The organism is Actinosynnema sp. NPDC059797, from assembly GCF_042732085.1.
Classification (GTDB): Bacteria; Actinomycetota; Actinomycetes; order Mycobacteriales; family Pseudonocardiaceae; genus Actinosynnema.
In genome coordinates this window covers 28511-47523 of sequence record NZ_JBHWIE010000010.1, presented here as the reverse complement: position 1 = coordinate 47523, position 19013 = coordinate 28511, and the positions used below count along the sequence as shown (strand labels likewise).

At 73.3% G+C, this 19013-nt stretch carries 15 protein-coding genes; 12 read left to right on the top strand and 3 right to left on the bottom strand.

What is annotated here, in order from left to right:
• Positions 1-46: 46 nt before the first annotated feature.
• Both ACFV4N_RS05600 and ACFV4N_RS05595 read right to left on the bottom strand, forming a co-directional pair.
• Positions 47-1480 (bottom strand): sensor histidine kinase, encoded by a 1434-nt coding sequence (locus ACFV4N_RS05600; protein WP_499671303.1) that lies wholly within the window; start codon positions 1478-1480, stop codon positions 47-49.
• A complete protein-coding gene (locus ACFV4N_RS05595) occupies positions 1458-2198 on the bottom strand; it encodes a response regulator transcription factor (RefSeq protein ID WP_499671302.1) in 741 nt (246 codons plus the stop codon). Before ACFV4N_RS05595 ends, ACFV4N_RS05600 begins: the two co-directional genes overlap by 23 nt.
• Positions 2199-2443: 245 nt before the next feature.
• Here ACFV4N_RS05595 and ACFV4N_RS05590 point away from each other — a divergent pair, with 245 nt between their 5' ends.
• From ACFV4N_RS05590 to mug, 4 genes are read left to right on the top strand one after another with little or no spacing between them, the layout of a single operon-like run.
• Positions 2444-2983 carry a hypothetical protein gene (locus tag ACFV4N_RS05590; RefSeq protein ID WP_499671301.1) on the top strand — a complete coding sequence of 180 codons (540 nt, stop codon included), beginning with the start codon at positions 2444-2446 and terminating at the stop codon, positions 2981-2983.
• Positions 2984-2994: 11 nt separating this feature from the next.
• Positions 2995-3660 carry a copper resistance CopC family protein gene (locus tag ACFV4N_RS05585; protein ID WP_499671300.1) on the top strand — a complete coding sequence of 222 codons (666 nt, stop codon included), beginning with the start codon at positions 2995-2997 and terminating at the stop codon, positions 3658-3660.
• Between the two features lie 46 nt (positions 3661-3706).
• A complete protein-coding gene (locus ACFV4N_RS05580) occupies positions 3707-5509 on the top strand; it encodes a bifunctional metallophosphatase/5'-nucleotidase (RefSeq protein ID WP_499671299.1) in 1803 nt (600 codons plus the stop codon).
• Positions 5506-6015, top strand: coding sequence for a G/U mismatch-specific DNA glycosylase (mug, locus tag ACFV4N_RS05575; RefSeq protein ID WP_499671298.1), 510 nt, complete (start codon positions 5506-5508; stop codon positions 6013-6015). Before ACFV4N_RS05580 ends, mug begins: the two co-directional genes overlap by 4 nt.
• On the opposite strand, the gene ACFV4N_RS05570 is transcribed toward mug, so the two are convergent.
• Entirely contained in the window at positions 5992-6744 is a 753-nt protein-coding gene (locus tag ACFV4N_RS05570) for a DUF742 domain-containing protein (protein ID WP_499671297.1), read from the bottom strand. The genes mug and ACFV4N_RS05570 overlap by 24 nt on opposite strands.
• 121 nt (positions 6745-6865) lie before the next feature.
• Between ACFV4N_RS05570 and ACFV4N_RS05565 the strand changes: the two genes are divergently transcribed.
• From ACFV4N_RS05565 to ACFV4N_RS05530, 8 genes are all read left to right on the top strand, one after another.
• The gene (locus ACFV4N_RS05565; RefSeq protein WP_499671296.1) at positions 6866-7096 is read left to right on the top strand and encodes an RNA-binding S4 domain-containing protein; all 231 of its coding nucleotides are present in this window, start codon (positions 6866-6868) and stop codon (positions 7094-7096) included.
• An 886-nt stretch (positions 7097-7982) separates the two neighbouring features.
• Positions 7983-9464: a sugar transferase gene (locus tag ACFV4N_RS05560; protein WP_499671295.1), complete on the top strand. Its 1482-nt coding sequence runs from the start codon at positions 7983-7985 to the stop codon at positions 9462-9464.
• A 1-nt stretch (position 9465) separates the two neighbouring features.
• Complete coding sequence (locus tag ACFV4N_RS05555) at positions 9466-10611, top strand: Gfo/Idh/MocA family protein (RefSeq protein WP_499671294.1); 1146 nt, start codon at positions 9466-9468, stop codon at positions 10609-10611.
• A gap of 22 nt (positions 10612-10633) precedes the next feature.
• Complete coding sequence (locus ACFV4N_RS05550; protein WP_499671293.1) at positions 10634-11635, top strand: NAD-dependent epimerase/dehydratase family protein; 1002 nt, start codon at positions 10634-10636, stop codon at positions 11633-11635.
• Entirely contained in the window at positions 11632-12774 is a 1143-nt protein-coding gene (locus tag ACFV4N_RS05545; RefSeq protein WP_499671292.1) for a DegT/DnrJ/EryC1/StrS family aminotransferase, read from the top strand. Before ACFV4N_RS05550 ends, ACFV4N_RS05545 begins: the two co-directional genes overlap by 4 nt.
• Positions 12775-13020: 246 nt before the next feature.
• Positions 13021-17871, top strand: coding sequence for a DUF4082 domain-containing protein (locus tag ACFV4N_RS05540; RefSeq protein ID WP_499671291.1), 4851 nt, complete (start codon positions 13021-13023; stop codon positions 17869-17871).
• Positions 17868-18524, top strand: coding sequence for a NeuD/PglB/VioB family sugar acetyltransferase (locus ACFV4N_RS05535; RefSeq protein WP_499671290.1), 657 nt, complete (start codon positions 17868-17870; stop codon positions 18522-18524). Before ACFV4N_RS05540 ends, ACFV4N_RS05535 begins: the two co-directional genes overlap by 4 nt.
• Positions 18521-19013 (top strand): DegT/DnrJ/EryC1/StrS family aminotransferase (locus tag ACFV4N_RS05530; RefSeq protein WP_499671289.1); only part of this gene is annotated, 493 nt, incomplete at its 3' end. The genes ACFV4N_RS05535 and ACFV4N_RS05530, both read left to right, overlap by 4 nt.

Sequence of the window (19013 nt, the reverse complement as noted above, 5' to 3'; positions counted from 1 at the left end):
CCGCTGTGAGCGGGCTGTGCGCGTCGCCGGGGTCCGGGGGCGCGATTCAGCGCGGCAGCCGGACCGTGAACGTGGTCCGGCCGGGCCTGCTCGTCACCCGCACGGAGCCCCGGTGCGCGGCCACCACGGCGGCCACGATCGACAGCCCGAGCCCGGTGCTGCCCGCCGCCCGCGAGCGGGACGTGTCGCCGCGCGCGAACCGCTCGAACACCTCGCCCTGGAACTCCTCCGGGATGCCGGGGCCGTCGTCGGTGACCGCCACCTCCACCGCGCCGCCGCCGCTGGACAGCGACGTCACCACGGTGGTGCCCGGCGGGGTGTGCGCGCGGGCGTTGGACAGCAGGTTCGCCAGCACCTGGTGCAGCTTGTGCTCGTCACCGGTCACCACGACGGCCTCGGGCGGCAGCCGGAGCCGCCACTCGTGCCCGGGGCCCGCGATCCGCGCGTCGCTGACCGTGTCCACCACCAGCCTCGACAGGTCGACCGGCTCCCGGCCCAGCGGCCGGCCCGCGTCCAGCCGCGCGAGCAGCAGCAGGTCCTCCACCAGCGACGTCATCCGCACCGCCTCGGACTCCACCCGCCGCAGGGCGTGCCCGACCTGCGGCGGCACCTCGTCGGTGCTGCGGCGGGTCAGCTCGGCGTACCCGCGGATCGCGGCCAGGGGCGTGCGCAGCTCGTGGCTGGCGTCGGCGACGAACTGCCGGACCCGCGTCTCGCTGGCGTGCCTGGCCTCCAGCGCGCCGCCGACGTGGCCGAGCATCTTGTTCAGCGCCAGCCCGACCTTGCCGACCTCCGTGTCGGGGTTGGCGTCCCGCTCGGGCACCCGCTCGGCCAGCGCCACCTCGCCCTGGTGCAGCGGCAGCTCCGCCACGCGGGTGGCGGTCTCGGCGACCCGGTCCAGCGGCCGCAGGGCGCGGCGCACCACGAACGTCCCGGCCAGGCTCACCGCCATCAGCCCGACCAGCGACACCCCGCCGAGGATGAAGCCCAGCCGCCACACCGTGCTGTTCACGTCGTCCAGCGACAGGCCGGTGAACAGCACGGCGCCCGTCCGGGTGGTCGCGGCGACCACCCGGAACTCGCCCTGCCCGCCCAGGTCCACGGTGCGCGGCGTGGCGCCCGTGCTCTCGGCCACCAGCGCGCTCACGTCGCGGGGCAGCTCCTCGGTCTTGGCGCTGTCGTCGAGCCGGGCGCCCTCCGGCGCGCTGCCCGGGTTGAGCACGACCACCAGCGTGCCGGGGGCGGAACCGGGCCCGTTCAGCGGCCCGTCGGGCGGCACGCCCGGCAGCGGCGGCAGCGAGCGGCTGAAGCGCTCGGCGGTGCGGACCAGCTCCTCGTCCAGCTTGCCGACCAGGAAGTCGCGCAGCGCGAACCCGCTCACCACGCCGATGACCGCGCACACCACCGCGAGCAGGGCCAGCTGCCCCACCACCAGCCGCGTGCGCAGCGACCACGTCCTAGGTCGCAGGCTTGAGGACATAGCCCGCGCCCCGCATGGTGTGGATCATCGGCGCCCGGCCGGCGTCGATCTTCTTGCGCAGGTAGGAGATGTACAGCTCGACGATGTTGGCCTGCCCGCCGAAGTCGTAGCTCCACACCCGGTCCAGGATCTGCGCCTTGGACAGCACCCGCCGGGGGTTGCGCATCAGGAACCGCAGCAGCTCGAACTCGGTCGCGGTCAGGTCGACCGACGTGCCGCCGCGGCGCACCTCGCGCGTCTCCTCGTCCAGCACCAGGTCGCCGACGACCAGCTCGGTGCCCGCGGTCGCCTCGGTGACGCCGGTGCGGCGCAGCAGGCCGCGCAGCCGCAGCACGACCTCCTCCAGGCTGAACGGCTTGGTGACGTAGTCGTCGCCGCCCGCGGTGAGCCCGGCGATCCGGTCCTCCACGGCGTCCTTCGCGGTCAGGAACAGCACCGGCAGGCCGGGCGCGTCGGCGCGCAGCCGGCGCAGCACCTCCAGGCCGTCGAAGTCGGGGAGCATGACGTCCAGCACGACCACGTCCGGGCGGAACTCGCGCGCCTCGCGCACGGCGGACGCGCCGTCCAGCGCCGTGCGCACCTCCCAGCGCTCCATCCGCAGCGCCATGGACATCAGCTCGGCGAGGGTGGACTCGTCGTCCACCACGAGGACGCGGACCGGACTGCCGTCCGGGCGGCGGAGTTCAGGGGAGGCCCCTGCTGCGGACACTGAGCGCATGCTCCCATCGTCGGCCCGGCCCATGAGCCCCTGCTGTGCCGCTCCTGTGTACCACCTGTGAAACGACCCCGCCGGTCACGGCGGTCCCCGGCGGCCGACGGACGGCGGCCGACGCACGGCCGCCGACGCACAGGCGCCGACGCACGGCCGCCGACGCACGGCCGCCGACGCACAGGCGCCGACGCACAGCCGCCGCCCAAGGACCGCACAGCCCACGCACAGGCGGCGCCGGGAGCGTGGTCGCCATGAGCAACGAACCCGAGAACCCGACCTGGGGTGACGAGCCGCCGCCGCAGGCCGCTCCCGGTCAGGCCTGGAACGGCCGCAAGACCCTCGTCGCGGCCGCCATCGCCGTGGGCATCGCGGCGGCCGGCGGCGGCGTCATCTACGCCGCGGGCAACTCCGACGCCGCCCAGCAGGGCATGGGCGGGCCGCGCGGCTACGGGACGCGCGGCGGCCCCGGCCTGGTGGTCATGGGCAGCCCGTTCGGGGACGCGCAGCACGGCGAGTTCCAGCTCGGCGAGGTCACCGAGGTCACCGACTCGTCCATCACGGTCGAGAGCGACGACGGGTACGCCCGGACCTACCAGGTGGACGGGGACACGGAGGTCGGCGGCCAGGGCGACCTGGACGACATCGACACCGGCGAGACCGTCACCGTCGTGGCCACCGACTCCACCGCCGAGCTGATCCTGCCCGGCGACGCCACGAGGGGCGGCGACGGCCGGCAGCAGCCCGGCGGGCAGCCTCCCGCGGACGGGCGGGGAACACCCCCGAACCGGTAGAAACTACCGGTATGAAGCGACTGGCGCTCTCGGCGCTCTTGGCCGTCGTGGCCGTCCTCGGGGCCGCGCCCCCGGCGTTCGCCCACACCGAACTGGTCTCCAGCGACCCGGCCGACGGCGCCGTGCTGCCGCAGCGGCCCCGGCAGCTGACGCTGACGTTCAGCGAACCGGTGCCCGCCGAGAGCGCCGGCATCACCGTGACCGGCCCGGACGGCGCGGCGTGGCCGCTGGGCGAGGTCACCGCCCAGGGCAACAGCCTGGTCGTGGCGCTCAAGGCGAGCGGGTCGCCCGCCGGGCCGCACGCCCTGAACTGGCGGGTCGAGTCCCTGGACGGCGACTTCGTGTCCGGCGTGATCACCTTCACGCTGCCCGCGCCGCCCGCCGACCAGGTCCCCGCCACGACCACCGCCGGCACCCCGGCCGCCACCGCGACCACCACGACCGGCGCCGCGCCACCCGCGACCACGACCGGCGCGGCCGAGTCCTCCTCTCCCGGCACCCCCGCGCCCGCGACCTCCTCGTCCGCACCCGCCGTCGCCGACACCGGCGGTGAGGGCGGCGGTGTGCCGACCTGGCTGGGGATCGTGCTCGCGGTCGCGCTGGCCGCGGCGGCGGTCGTGGTCGCGCTCCGCCGCCGTCGCCGGGACGCGGCCGACGACACCGGAACCGCTGGTTGAGCCGCTCCCGGTCGAGAGGACGACCGCCACTGGCTACGGTCACCCCATGACCGGATCCCCCCTGCACCGCCGGGCCCTGCTCGCGGGCGGCGCCGCCGGCGTGCTCGCCGCGGCCGGCTTCGCCCCGGCGGCGCACGCCGCGCCGGACGACCGGACCGCCGGCGCGCGCCGGTTCACGCTGACCGTGCTCGGCACCACCGACCTGCACGGCAACGTGTTCAACTGGGACTACTTCGCCGACCGCGAGTTCGACGACAGCGGCCACAACGACATCGGCCTGGCGAAGCTGTCCAGCCTGGTCAAGGCGGTCCGCCGGGAGCGCGGCGCGCACCGCACCCTGCTGATCGACGCGGGCGACACCATCCAGGGCACCCCGCTGGCCTACTACTACGCCAAGGTCGAGCCCATCGGCCGCCGCAAGGCGCACCCGATGGCCACCGCCATGAACGAACTGGGCTACGACGCCGCCGCCCTGGGCAACCACGAGTTCAACTACGGCATCCCCCTGCTGCGCGAGTTCGAGCGGCAGCTCGACTTCCCGCTGCTCGGCGCGAACGCGGTCGACGCGGCCACCGGCCGGCCCGCGTTCCGGCCCTACGTGGTCAAGACCGTGTGGCGCACGGGCTCCGCGCCGCTGCGGGTCGGCATCCTCGGCCTGACCAACCCGGGCATCGCCATCTGGGACAAGGCCCACGTCGAGGGGAGGATGACCTTCCCGGGCGTGCTGGAGCAGGCGCGCCACTGGGTGCCGCGGGTCCGCGCCGCGGGCGCCGACCTGGTCGTCGTCGCCGCGCACTCGGGCGCCGACCTGTCCTCGTCGCTGGGCGACCTGCTGCCGTTCCCGGAGAACTGCTCGGCGCTGGTCGCGGAGGAGGTGCCCGGCATCGACGCGATCCTGGTCGGCCACGCGCACACCGAGATCGCGCAGCGGTTCGTCACCAACCGGGCCACCGGGAAGCAGGTCCTGCTCACCGAACCCCTGTTCTGGGGCAAGCGGCTGAGCCTGATGGAGTTCGACCTGGAGTGGGCGCCCGGGCACGGCTGGCGGCCCACCGCGTCCCGCTCCCGGGTGCTCGACACCGCCACCGCGCCCGAGGACCCCGTGATCGTCCGCAAGCTGCGCGCCGACCACGAGCGCGTCGTGGCCTACGTGAACTCCCGGATCGGCACGTCGAAGGCCGCGATGTCCGCCGCGACCGCCCGGTACGAGGACACCGCCGTGCTGGACTTCGTCAACCGCGTGCAGGGCGAGGCCCTCAAGGCGACCCTGACCGAGGCGCTGCCGGTGCTGTCCCTGGCCTCGCCGTTCAACAAGGCGGCGGCGATCCCGGCGGGCGAGGTGTCGGTGCGCGACGTGGCCGGCCTCTACGTCTACGACAACACGCTGCTCGGCGTGCGGCTCACCGGCGCGCAGCTCAAGGACTACCTGGAGCGCTCGGCGTCCTACTTCAAGGCGGTCGGCACGCCCGGTCCGCACCAGCCCGACGCGCTGACCAACGCGGGCGGCACGCCCGACTACCTCTACGACGTGGCCGCCGGCCTGGACGCGCCGCTGACCTACGACATCGACCTGGCGAAGCCGGTCGGGCAGCGGGTGGTCGGCCTCGCCTACGGCGGCACGCCCGTGGCGCCCGACCAGGCGTTCGCCGTGGCGGTGAACAACTACCGGCAGTCCGGCGGCGGCAACTTCCCGCACGTCGCCACCGCGCCCGTGCTGCACAACCGGCAACTGGAGATCCGGCAGCTCCTCATCGAGTGGGTGCGGGAGCGCGGCGAGATCGACCCGGCCGCGTTCTCCTCCACCGACTGGCGGCTGGTCGTCGACGGCGCGCCGGTGGTGGTCGCGTGACGCTGTCCGACGTGCTGCGGCCGGAGCTGGACGTGCTGTTCTGCGGCATCAACCCCGGCCTGATGTCGGCGGCCAAGGGGCAGCACTTCGCCCGGCCCGGCAACCGGTTCTGGCCCGCGCTGCACCTGTCCGGCTTCACGCCGCGCCTGTTCGACCCCTCCGAGCAGGACGAGCTGCTCGACCTGGGCCTGGGCATCACGAACCTGGTGGCGCGGCCGAGCGCGAAGGCCGAGGAGCTGACGCCCGAGGAGCTGCGGGCGGGCGGCGAGCGGCTGACCGCGGTGGCGCGGGAGTACCGGCCGAAGTTCGTGGCGGTGGTGGGCGTGACGGCCTACCGGACGGCGTTCGGGCGCAAGAAGGCCCAGGTCGGGCCGCAACCCGAGCCGATCGCGTCGTCACGGCTGTGGCTGCTGCCGAACCCGAGCGGGCTCAACGCGCACTACCGGCTGGCGGACCTGGCCGAGGTGTTCGGCGAACTGCGGTCAGAGGTTGCGCAGACCGGCTAGCACCCGTTCCAGCAGCACCAGGTCGGGGCCGCCGGGCGCGGCGGCGTTGTCGTGCGCCGCCACCACGCCCATGCCGATCAGGTCGCCGACGAGCACCCGGGCCACGCCCAGCGGCACCGACAGCACCGCCGAGACCTCCGCGACGGACCTCGGGCCGAGCGCGCACAGCTCGACGATCGACCGCTGCTCGGAGGTGCTCTCGCGCAGGGCGACCGCGATGCCGTCGCCCTCCAGCGAGATCAGCGTCTCCAACCGCAGGTCGTAGGAGGCGGACGTGCGGCCGCCCGTCCACGCGTAGGGCCGGACCAGCGGCCCGGAGAACTCCTCGACCACCGACTCGGCCGGGACCTCGGGCTCGGGCGCCCGACCGGCCGGGATCATCGGTCGCGTGTCGGCGTCCGGCTCGGGTCCCGGCAGCGGGTGCTCCCGCCGGTGCCCCTCCGGGCGTTCGAGCTGCCCCTCCTGCCCCTCCTGCTCCTCGTGGCGATCTTCGAGGCTGCGGCGGAGGGCGGCCGAACCGAACCGGGCCCCGGTGGCGCCCACCTCGCCGCGCAGCGACCGGCGGCGCCGGACCTGCTTGGGCTGTTCGGCGGGCTGGTCGTCTAAGCTGCGGCGGAAAGCGGACGAGCCGAAGCGCGCGCCGGTCGTGCCGACCTCGCCCCGCAGCGACCGGCGGCGCCTGCGCTCCGCGCCACCGGTGGGCTCCGGCTCCGAGCTGCCTGTGCTCACATTCCGGGAACCGTAGACGGAAGCGCGTCCGGGTGATGACGGGCGTGTTTCGAGTCCGTGCAATCCTCGTTAACCGGGTGCTCGTGCGGTCGCATGTGCACCCTTGCGCGATGATGGGCGCGTGCGCATCCGCGAGGTGGAGATCTCCGACGACATGATCAGGCTGGGCCAGTTCCTCAAGCTGGCGGGCCTGGCGGACAACGGCGCCCACGCGCGTGAGCTGGTCGAAGCCGAGGAGGTGACGGTCAACGGCCGCACCGAGACCCGTCGCGGCGCCCAGCTGAAGCACGGCGACGTCGTGGCCGTGGGCACCGACAAGGCCCGCCTGATCGCCGCCACCCGACCCGAGTGAACGAACGCTCACACCCCGCGGCCCCACCCGCAACCCGCAACTCACCGGCCCTGAACGTACGACTCACCCGACCTGAACGTACGACTCACCGGCCCTGAACGTACGACTCGCGGTGTCCGACCGGAGGACACGCGGTGCCGGACCGGAGGACACGCGCGGAGCCCGGCGTGTCGTCCAGTCGGACATCGCGTGTCGTCCACCGGGGCATCGCGAGTCGTACGTTCGCGTCGCGCGAGTCGTACGTTCGGGACCGGTGAGTCGTACGTTCAGGGGCGGGGTGTCGTGGGTTCACCGGGTGATCGGGTGGCGTTCGGGGTGGTGTGTTCGGGGGACGGGGATTGCGCGCGGCGGGAAAGTGGTGTTGGTCACCCGCGGGTGGTCGGGTGGGTGAATTGGTTGCCGGTCGTTGCCGGTGTGTTGCGCCGAATAGCTCATCCCGCTCTGTGAATGGGTGATGTCCGTCCGCTGTGGTGCGGCTCCGGGGGTGGCTCGTCCAGTCCTTTTCCGCTACTTTCCGCTGGGGATCGGTCTTGATTCGAATAACCCCTGTAACGCGGTGCGGGCCTGGAGCGATGATCCTGCCCCCAGGCGGCGCCGACCACTGTGGATGCCGGGTCCCCCGTGCGGGAGGCCCTTTTCCGCCCCAGTGCGGTCGGTGACCTGAAGTCACACCGCGAACCTCCTGGGTGTGCGCCGTGCGCCGCACCGGGGAATCACGATCCGGACCACCCCCGCGCCGTGTGTAACGCGCGGCCGGCGCATGACGAATGACGGTTCGCGGGGCTGAAAAACGCCGTCCGCACATTTGCTGCACACCACGCGGGTCCGTCGGGGATGTCCTGCGAACGACGCACGTCCGTACCGGCTCAACCGGGGGAGCACCACGATGAGCGAGCAGGTCCAGCACGCGGGGCACAGACCCGTGGCACGGGTCGGCGCCACCCGACGCGCCACCCACCCGACGGTCGGCGGTTGGGAGCCCGCCTACCGCTACGGCGTCATCGCGGCCGACGTCCTGTGCACCGTCCTGGTCGTCGTGCTGGCGGGCGCCGTGCTCCAGGCGCGGCACGCCTCCTTCGGCCCGCTGCCGATGCTCGCCCTGGAGGCGGTCACCGTCGCGGTGGTGCTCGGCTCGCTGTTCCTCAACCGGGCGTGGAGCGCCACGGTGCTCGGCCAGGGCGCGGAGGAGTTCCGCCGACTCGGCCGCGGCCTGTTCGGCTCCGTCGTCGCGCTGGGCCTGGGCGCGCTCGCGGCGGCGCTGCCCGGCGCCCGCCTGTGGGTCTTCGTGGTCGGCCCGGCCGTCGCGCTGGTCGCCTTCCCGGTCCGCTACGCCCTGCGCCGCCCGCTGCACCGGGCCCGCGGCGAGGGCCGCTGCCTGCTCCCGGTGCTGGCCGCGGGCAACGTCGACACGGTCAAGGACCTGGTGTCCCGCACCCGCCGCGCCCCGCACCTGGGCTGGCGCGTGGACGCGGTGTGCACGGTCGACGGCCGCGCCGAGATCGGCGTCGAGCTGGACGGCGTCCCGGTCGTCGGCCGCTTCGACGAGCTGGCCGAGCAGGTCCGCCGCGGCGGCTACCGGATCGTCGCGGTCACGCCCGACGCCTACTGGACGCCCCGCCGCCTCCAGCGGCTGGCCTGGGACCTGGAGGGCACCGGCACCGAGATGGTCGTCGCCGCCGCCCTGATGGACTTCGCCGGCCCGCGCCTGCACGTCACCGGCGTGCTGGGGATGCCGCTGCTGCGGGTCAGCGAGCCGTCGTTCACCGGGTTCCGCCGCCTGGTCAAGGCGACCGTGGACAAGATCGGCTCGGCGGTGCTGCTGACCGTGCTCAGCCCGGTGCTGCTGGCGGTCGCGGTGGCGATCATGGTCGACACCAGGGGACCGGTGCTCTACAAGCAGCGCCGCGTCGGCCGGGACGGCGTGCCGTTCACGATCCTGAAGTTCCGCACCATGGTCACCAACGCCGACGCGCTGCGCGCCAAGCTCCAGCAGCTCAACGAGGGCGCGGGCGTGCTGTTCAAGATGAAGCGCGACCCGAGGGTCACTGCGGTCGGCCGCTTCCTGCGCCGCTACTCCCTCGACGAGCTGCCCCAGCTGTTCAACGTGCTCAACGGCACGATGTCGCTGGTCGGCCCCCGGCCGCCGCTGCCCGAGGAGAGCGCCAAGTACGGCCCGGACATGCGCCGCCGGCTGCTGGTCAAGCCCGGCCTGACCGGCCTGTGGCAGGTCTCCGGCCGCAGCGACCTGTCGTGGGAGGAGTCCGTGCGGCTCGACCTCCGCTACGTGGAGGACTGGTCGCTGGCACTGGACGCGCTGATCTTGTGGAAGACCTTCCGCGCCGTGTTCGGCGGGCAGGGGGCGTACTGACATGACCACCCCGAGCACGACCACCCCGAGCACGACGACCCCGAGCACGACGACCCGGAGCGCCGGTGAGCGCCGCGAGAGGGAGAACGAGATGGACCAGCCGATCGGCGTCGCCGTGATCGGCGCCGGCTACTGGGGCCCGAACCTGGTGCGCAACGCCCAGGCCACGCCCGGTCTCAAGCTGCGCTACCTGTGCGACCTGGACACCGAGCGCGCCCGCCGCGTGCTGGGCGACTACTCGACGGTCCGGGTGTCCGGCTCGCTCGACGACGTGCTCGCCGACCCGGCGGTCGACGCGGTCGCCATCGCCACCCCGGCCGCCACCCACCTGCCGGTCGCGCTGGCCGCCCTGCGCGCCGGCAAGCACGTGCTGGTGGAGAAGCCGCTGGCGGCCAACTACGCCGACGGCCTGGCGCTGGTGCGGGAGGCCGAGGACCGCGGCCTGACCCTGATGCTGGACCACACGTTCGTCTACACGCCGACCGTCCAGCACCTGCGCCGGCTGGTGCGCGGCGGCGAGCTGGGCGCCGTGCAGTACCTCGACTCGGTGCGCATCAACCTCGGCCTCGTGCAGCCGGACGTGGACGTGTTCTGGGACCTCGCGCCCCACGACCTGTCGATCTTCGACGCGATCCTGCCCGACGACGTGCGCGTCGCCCGGGTCTCCGCGCACGGCTCGGACCCGATCGGCGCGGGCCGCGCCTGCGTCGGCCACCTGACGCTGGAGCTGTCCGACGGCGTGCTGGCCCACGTGCACGTGAACTGGCTGTCCCCGACCAAGATCCGCACCATGATCGTCGGCGGTTCCCGCCGCACGGTCGTCTGGGACGACCTCAACGCCGTCCAGCGCCTGTCCGTGCACGACCGGGGCGCCGACCGCATCGAGGACGACGAGGACCGCCGCCAGGCGATCATCTCCTACCGGCGCGGCGACACCGTGGCGCCGGCGCTGCCGGAGCGGGAGGCGCTGCGCGGCGTGATGGCGGAGTTCGCCGCCTCCATCACCGAGAAGCGCGCCCCGCTCACCGACGGCTGGTCGGGCCTGCGGGTGCTGGCCATCCTCGAAGCCGCCTCCGCGAGCCTGGCCGCGGGCGGCGAGTTCGTCACCGTCGACCACCCCACCCCCGACCGCCTCGTCACCGCGTAAGCACCACCGGAAGGAAAGCACCATGTCGGAAGCGGCTCAGCCGATCAGCGGGCAGCGCGCCCTCGTCACCGGAGGGGCGGGCACCATCGGCTCCGCGGTGGTCGACCAGTTGCTCGCCGCCGGCGCCGCCGAGGTGGTGGTGCTGGACAACTTCGTGCGCGGGCGCAGGGAGAACCTGGCCGACGCGACCGCCGCCGCGGGCGACCGGCTCACCGTCGTCGAGGGCGACATCAACGACCGCGCGCTGCTCGCCGAGCTGTCGAAGGGCACCGACCTGGTGTTCCACCTGGCGGCGATCCGCATCACCCAGTGCGCCGAGGAACCCAGGCTGGCGCTGGAGTGCCTGGTGGACGGCACGTTCACGGTCGTGGAGGCCGCCGCCGCGGCGGGCGTGAAGAAGGTCGTGGCCTCGTCGTCGGCGTCGGTCTACGGCCTGGCCGAGACCTTCCCGACCACCGAGCGCCACCACCCGTACAACAACGACACGTTCTACGGCGCGGCCAAGGCGTTCAACGAGTCCATGCTGCGCAGCTTCAAGGCCATGTACGACCTGGACTACGTGGCGCTGCGCTACTTCAACGTCTACGGCCCCCGCATGGACGCCCACGGCAAGTACACCGAGGTGCTCATCCGCTGGATGGAGCGCATCGCCGCCGGGCAGCCGCCGCTGATCTTCGGCGACGGCGCGCAGACCATGGACTTCGTCCACGTGCACGACATCGCCCGCGCGAACGTGCTGGCCGCCAAGGCGCCGGTCACCGACCAGGTCTACAACATCGCCAGCGCCCAGGAGACCAGCCTCAGGGAGCTGGCCCTGGCGCTGCTGTCCGCGATGGACTCGGACCTGCCGCTGGAGCACGGCCCGGAGCGCAAGGTCAACGGCGTCACCCGCCGCCTGGCCGACATCTCCGCCGCCGCGCGCGACCTCGGCTGGAAGCCCGAGATCGGCCTGGTGGACGGCCTGCGCGGGCTGGTCGAGTGGTGGGTCGGGCTGGGCGACGGCGCCGCCGAGGCGGTCCGGTGATCCCCGTGATGAAGCCCTGGCTGGGCGAGGAGGAGGCGCGGGCAGCGTCCGCCGCCGTGCTGTCCGGCTGGGTCGCGCAGGGCCCGAAGGTCGCCGCGTTCGAGGACGCCTTCGCCCGCCGCGTCGCCGCGCTGCACGCCGTGGCGCTGTCGTCGTGCACGACCGCGCTGCACGTGGCGCTGCACCTGCTCGACGTCGGGCCCGGCGACGAGGTCGTCGTGCCGTCGCTGTCGTTCATCGCCACCGCCAACGCGGTGCGCTACTGCGGCGCCACGCCGGTGTTCGCCGACGTGGAGCCGGAGACCGGCAACCTGTCCGCGGCGACCGTCGAGCAGGTGCTCACCGAGCGCACCAAGGCGGTGCTGCTGGTGCACCAGGCCGGCGTGCCGGCGGACGTGGAGCAGGTGCGAGCGCTGTGCCGGCCGCGCGGCGTCACCGTGGTCGAGGACGCGGCCTGCGCGGCGGGGTCGACCTACCGCGGCGTGCCGGTCGGCGCGGACGCGGAGCTGGCCGCCTGGTCGTTCCACCCGCGCAAGCTGATCACCACCGGCGAGGGCGGGATGCTCACCACGAACCACGAGCCGTGGGCCGTGCGGGGCAGGCGGCTGCGCGAGCACGGCATGAGCGTCAGCGCGGCGGAGCGGCACAGCGGCGGCGGCGCGGTCGTGGAGAGCTACCTGGAGACCGCGTTCAACTACCGGATGACCGACATCCAGGCCGCGGTCGGCCTGGTGCAGCTGACCAAGCTGGACGCGATCGTGCGACGCAGGCGCGAGCTGGCCGCGCGCTACCACGAGCTGCTCGCGGACGTGCCGGGCCTGCGCGCGGTCACCGACCCGGAGCACGGCACGACCAACTACCAGTCGTTCTGGGTCGTGCTCCCGGAGGACGCGCCCGTGTCCCGCAACGAGGTCCTGACCCGGCTCGCCGAGCGCGGCGTGTCCGCGCGCCGCGGGATCATGGCCTCCCACCTGGAACCGGCGTACGCGGGCCACCCGCACGTCGACCTGCCGGTGACCGAGGTGTTCACCGGCCGGTCGCTGATCCTCCCGCTCTACCACGACCTGGGCGAGGCCGACCAGCACGCGGTGGTCGACGGCCTCAAGGCGGCCCTGGAGCTCCCCCTGGTGTCGCGGTAGCGACAGGAACGCGGACGTCCTCCGCCGCGGGCGACTCCCGCCCGCGGCGGAGGACCTCCCCAAGTCGGCTACTCCCCGTGACCTGTGGCCCGACGGTCACCTATTCGGCCGTACGCCCCGATTTCTCAGGGTGTAACGCGCGGCCGCCTCGTCACGACGATCGGAGCAACAGCGCTCCGCTGGTCGATGCAGTGTCCGGGTTTTGACCCAGAGTAGCCGGCCGCCTTGTCCGAAAGGTGATCCACCATGACCGCCCTCCCGTCCCGGGCGAGACCGAGACCCGCGCTCGCGGCCGACCTGCTGAGACTGCTCGTGGTGACCGCCCTGGCGGCGTCCCTCCTGGTGGTCGTCAGCGTGTTCCGCGCGCCCGAGGCGGCTGCCGCGCCGTGCGACGCCCCCGTGGTCAACAAGGTGGCGTGCGAGAACACCAGGCAGGGCACCCCGGACTGGCAGGTCGGCTACCGCGACGAGTCGATCCTCGGCTTCACCACGGACATCAGCGTCAACCCCGGCGGCCGGGTCGACTTCAAGATGCTGACCAGCGCGCCCTCCTACTACATCGACATCTACCGGCTCGGCTGGTACGGCGGCGTCGGCGCGCACTTCAAGCAGCGGATCACCCGCACCACCCCGCAGAACCAGGACCCGTGCAAGCGCGGCACCGACGGCAGCGCGCTCATCGACTGCGGCAACTGGAACGTCTCGCTGAGCTGGAACGTGCCCACCGACGCCGTCTCCGGCCTGTACTACGCGCGGGCGCACCGCAACGACACCGGCGCGGAGAACGAGATCGTGTTCGTCGTCCGCGACGACAGCAGCACCTCGAAGATCCTGTTCCAGACCTCCGACTCCACGTGGGTGGCCTACAACCGCTACGGCGGCAACAGCCTGTACTTCGGCGACGGCCCCGGGCAGGGCGGCCAGGCGTACAAGGTGAGCTACAACCGGCCCTACACCGGCGGCGACGGCGACGACAACTTCATCTTCAACGCCGAGTACCCGATGCTGCGGTTCCTGGAGCGCAACGGCTACGACCTGAGCTACACCACCGACGTGGACTCCGCCCGCCGCGGGCACCTGATCAAGAACCACAAGGTGTTCATGGCCGTCGGCCACGACGAGTACTGGTCCAACGAGCAGCGCGCGAACGTCGAGGCGGCCCGCGCGGCGGGCGTGCACCTGGCGTTCCTGACCGGCAACGAGATCTTCTGGAAGACCCGCTGGGAACCCTCCATCGACGACTCCCGCACGCCGTGGCGGACCATCGCCAGCTACAAGGAGACCAAGGGCACCCAGAGCGACGGCCTGCCGGACTGGACCGGCACCTGGCGCGACCCGCGCTACCCCGACCAGGACGGCGGCCGGCCCGAGAACGCGTTGCTGGGCAACATCTTCACCGTCAACGGCCGCCGCGAGGACTCCCTCCAGGTGCCCGCCGCCTACGGCAAGATGCGGCTGTGGCGGCACACCGACCTGCAGGGCATGGCCGCCGACGCCACCTACACCTTCCAGCCCGGCACCCTCGGCTACGAGTGGAACTCCGTGGAGGACAACGGCTTCCAGCCGCCGGGCGTGGCGCAGCTGTCCCGCACCACGGTGGACATGCCCGACGGTCCGTACGTGCTCCAGAACCACGGCGACCACTACACCCCCGACACCAAGACCCACGCGATCACCTACTACCGGCACCCCAGCGGCTCGCTGGTGTTCGGCGCGGGCACCGTGCAGTGGGCGTGGGGCGTCGACGACGAGCACGCCTTCCTGACCAACACGCCCACCTCCGACGTCCGGATGCAGCAGGCCACGGTCAACTTCCTGGCCGACATGGGCGTGTCCGCCACGACGCTCCAGCCGAACCTGGTGCAGGCCACCGCGAGCACCGACGCCGTCCCGCCGACGGTGGCGTTCACCACCGTGCCGCCGGTGTCGGCGGTCGGCGCCCCCTACGCGTTCGGCGGCTCGGTCGTCGACGTCGGCGGCCGGGTCGCCGGCGTCGAGGTGTCCACCGACGGCGGCAACCGCTGGCACCCGGCGAACTGGCTCGCCGGCCAGGGCACCTGGACCTACACCTACACGCCGACCAAGTCCGGCCCGGCGAGCCTGCGGGTGCGCGCGGTGGACGACTCGCTGAACCTGTCCACCCCGGTCGTGGCCACGCCGGGCGTGAGCGCCCGCACCTGCCCGTGCGGGCTGTGGACCGACGCCGACACCCCCGACGTGGTGGACAGCGGCGACCCGTCGCCGCTGGAGCTGGGCGTGAAGTGGCGGGCGAGCGGCGACGGCTACGTGCGCGGCGTCCGCTTCTACAAGGGCCCCGGCAACACCGGCACGCACACCGGCACCCTGTGGTCCGCCTCCGGTCAGCAGCTCGCCACCGGCACGTTCGTCGACGAGACCGCGAGCGGCTGGCAGAACCTGGTCTTCGCCCAGCCCGTGCAGGTCTTCGCCGGCACCACCTACGTCGTGTCGTACTTCGCCCCCAAGGGCCACTACTCCTACGACCTGGAGTACTTCTTCCAGCAGCAGCGCTACCTGGAACCGCTGACCGCGCCGAAGAACGGCGAGGACGGGCCCAACGGCCTGTTCCGCTTCGGCTCGACCGGCTTCCCGACGCAGTCCCACTGGGGCAGCAACTACTGGGTCGACGTGGTGTGGGCTCCGGACCCCGGACCCGACCTGCGCGCGCCCCTGCTGACGGCCACCGCGCCGCTGGCCGGCGAAGGCACCGTCCCGCTCACCCCGGCGATCTCCGGCTCCTACGACGAGGTGATCGCGCCCGGCTCCGCCCAGTTCACGCTGACCGGCCCGAACGGCGCGGTGTCCGGCTCGACCGCGCTGTCCGAAGAGGACAAGAAGGTCACCTTCACGCCCTCGCAGCCGCTGAACCCGAACACCTCCTACACGGTGGCGCTGCGCGTGTCGGACGCGGCGGGCAACCAGTCGGTCCGGACGACCTGGTCGTTCACCACCGGCGCGACCAGGCCCGCCACGTGCCCGTGCACGATCTGGGACGACTTCGCCCGGCCCGCCGTCTACGCGGCCGACGACGGCACCCCGACCGAGGTCGGCACCAAGGTCCGCTTCAACGGCAAGGGCGAGGTGCTCGGCATCCGCTTCTTCAAGGGCGCGGGCAACACCGGCACGCACACCGGCACCCTGTGGTCGGCCAACGGCCTGATCCTGGCCACCGGCACGTTCGAGGACGAGACCGCCAGCGGCTGGCAACGGCTGATCTTCGCCGGTCCCGTCCAGGTCCAGGCGAACACGACCTACGTCGTGTCCTACCACGCGCCCAACGGCCGCTACTCGGTCACACCGGGCGGGTTCGCCGACCAGGGCGCGAGCCACGCGGGCCTGCGGGCGCTCGCCGACGGCGTGGACGGCCCCAACGGCGTCTACCGCTACGGCGACGGCGGCGTGATGCCGGACAAGACCTACAACGCCACCAACTACTGGGTCGACGTCATCTACCGCAACGGCCTCAACGGCGACACCACGCCGCCCACCGCGACCAACCGGTCGCCGGGCGTCGACGCCACGGGCGTGCCGGTCACCGCGCCGCTGACCGCGACGTTCAGCGAGCCGGTGGACCCGGCGTCCGCCCAGGTCGAGCTGAGCGACCCGCGCGGCGCGAAGCTCACCGGCTCGCTCTCGCTGTCCGGCGACCAGAAGACGATCACCTGGACGCCGGCGGGCAAGCTCGTGCCGAACACCCGGTACACCGCGCGCGTGCTGATCGCCGACGTCAACGGCAACCCGATGCCGAACCCGGTGACGTGGTCGTTCACCACCGCGAGCACGGCGATCTGCCCGTGCTCGCTGTTCAGCCCGGCCACCGTGCCCACGGTCCGGTCGGCGGCCGACTCGGGCACCTACGAGCTGGGCGTGCGGTTCACGCCCACCTCGGGCGGCCGGATCACCGGCGTGAAGTTCTACAAGAGCGCCGAGAACACCGGCACGCACACCGGCACCCTGTGGTCGCCCAGCGGGCAGGAACTGGCCAAGGGCACGTTCCAGAACGAGACCGCCACCGGCTGGCAGACGCTCACCTTCGCGAGCCCGGTGTACGTGACCGCGGGCCGGACCTACACCGCCTCGTACACCACGACCACGGGCAAGTACTCCGTGGACGGCGGGTACTTCAGCGGCCACCAGGTGGTCTCCGGGCCGCTGACCGCGCCCGCGGCCGACAACGGCGGCAACGGCGTCTACCGCGTGGGCGCCGGCCACCCGACCGACTCCTACGCGGGCGGCAACTACTGGGTGGACGTGGTGTACCTGCCCAACGACGACAACGACCCGCCGGTGGTCAACGGGCGCACCCCGCTCGACGGCGCCGGCCAGGTGTCGCGCACCGCGCCGCTGACCATCGCCTTCGACGAGCCGGTCGACCTCGCCTCGGCGCAGTTCGCCCTGGTCGACTCGGGCGGCGCGACGCTCGCGGGCACGCTGTCGCTGTCGGCGAACCAGCAGCAGGTGACCTGGACGCCCGCGGCGCCGCTGGGCGGCGGGGCCACCTACACCGCGAGCCTGCGCATCGCCGACGTCTACGGCAACGTGATGGCCGCGCCGACCACGTGGTCGTTCACCACGACCACCGCCGGGGACTGCCCGTGCTCGCTGTTCAGCGCGGCGACCGTGCCCACCGTGGCGTCGGACGACGCGACCGGCCCGCACGAGCTGGGCGTGCGGTTCGTGCCCTCGGCCAACGGCGAGGTCACCGGGATCAGGTTCTACAAGGGCGCGGGCAACACCGGCACGCACACCGGCACTCTGTGGTCGCCCACCGGGCAGGAACTGGCCAAGGGCACGTTCCAGAACGAGACCGCCACCGGCTGGCAGACCCTCGTCTTCGACGAGCCCGTGCGCGTCAACGCCGGCACCGCGTACGTGGCGTCGTACTTCGCGCCCAACGGCCGGTACTCCGTGGACGTCGGGTACTTCGCGGGCAACTCGGTGACCAGCCCGCCGCTGAGCGCGCCGGCCAGCGCCGAGGGCATGGCGAACGGCCTGTACAAGAGCGGCGGCCCGGGGTTCCCGGAGCAGTCCTACGCGGGCAGCAACTACTGGGTCGACGTCGTGTTCACCACCGGATGAGCGCGCCCCGGCCCCTGCTCCTGGTGGGCGGCGGCGGACTGGCCCGCGAGGTCCTCGCGGCCGTCCGCCTCCTCCCGGACCGGTGGCGGCCCGTGGGCGCGCTGGACGACGACCCGGCGCGGCACGGCGCGGACCTGGACGGCCTGCCGGTGGTCGGCGGGTCGGACCTGGTGCACGAGCTGACCGACGCGGCGGTGCTGGTGTGCGTGGCCAACGCGCACCGGCCCCGCGGCCGGCTGGGCGTGGTGGCCCGGCTCGGCCTGCCCGCCGACCGGTACGCGACGGTGGTCCACCCCGCGGCGTCGGTGGCCGCGGGCGCGGCGGTGGGACCGGGCTCGGTCCTGCTCGCCGGAGTCGTGGTGACCACGCCGCTGCGCCTGGGGGCGCACGTGGTCGCCATGCCGCACGTGCTGATCACCCACGACGACGAGGTGGCCGACGGCGCGACGTTCGCCGGCCGCGCGTCCCTGGGCGGGTCGGTGCGCGTGGGGGAGGGCGCCTACCTCGGGCAGGGCAGTGCGGTCCGGGAAGGCGTGTCGATCGGCGCGGGAGCCGTGGTGGGCATGGGCTCGGTGGTGCTCCACGACGTCCCCGCGGGTGAGGTCTGGGCGGGCAACCCCGCCCGACGACTGCGAGAGGGGAACGGTTCGTGATCGACATCCCGCTGGTGGACCTGCGTGCCCAGCACGACCAGGTCGCCGACGAGGTCGCCGAGGGCTGGGCGGAAGTGCTCAAGACCACCGCCTTCATCGGCGGCCCCCAGGTGGCCGCGTTCGAGGAGGAGTTCGCCTCCTACCAGGGCGTGGCCCACTGCGTCGGCGTCGGCAACGGCACCGACGCGATCGAGCTGGCGCTGCGCGCCCTGGAGGTCGGGCCGGGCGACGAGTGCGTGCTGCCCGCCAACACGTTCATCGCCACCGCCGAGGCGGTGGCCCGCACCGGCGCCACGCCCGTGCTGGTCGACTGCGTGGCCGACACCGGCCTGATCGACCCGTCGCTGGTGCCCGCCGCGCTGTCGCCGCGCACCAAGGCGCTGCTGCCGGTGCACCTGTACGGGCAGGCCGCCCCGGTCGAGGCGCTGCGGGAGTTCGGCGTGCCGATCGTCGAGGACGCGGCGCAGGCGCAGGGCGCGCGGCGGCACC